At 71.4% G+C, this 405-nt stretch carries 1 protein-coding gene; it reads left to right on the top strand.

Annotated elements, in window-relative coordinates; translation table 11 throughout:
* Positions 1–405 (top strand): hypothetical protein (locus NVV99_RS26395; RefSeq protein WP_260783287.1); only part of this gene is annotated, 405 nt, incomplete at both ends.

The raw sequence follows: 405 nt of genomic DNA, 5'->3' as shown, positions 1-405 counted from the left end.
GTCCCGCCGGGCCGATGTTCATCCCGGCCGCGACACCGGCCGAGCCGGCCACACCACCTGCCCCAGCCGCTGCCGAGGCATCCCAGGACGAAGAACCGCAGGTTGAGCAGCCTCAGCGGCCGCGGCCGCGGATCGACCCCCTGGCCGACGTCGAGCGCCGGGTGCTCGAGCGCCTCGCCGAACCGGACGCCGAAGCCGACACTGCCGCCGATCCCCAGGTCAACACCGCAGCGCAGTTCCTGTCGTGGGCCGACGGGCATTTCACGGTCAAGGCCCAGGTCGCCCTCGCGGATCTGATGGCCGATCGCGACTCGCTCACCGACGAGATGTTCCTGGTGTGCCGAGTGATGCTGTCCGACCCGAAACGCTGGGGCGAGCTCGGGCACCGCGCTGCCGAGGCGTACT

The sequence above is a fragment of the Rhodococcus sp. PAE-6 genome (assembly GCF_025290685.1).
In the GTDB taxonomy this organism is placed as follows: Bacteria; Actinomycetota; Actinomycetes; order Mycobacteriales; family Mycobacteriaceae; genus Rhodococcus; species Rhodococcus pyridinivorans.
Note: the sequence above shows the minus strand (reverse complement) of the source record. Positions and strands in the feature narration are given on the sequence as shown.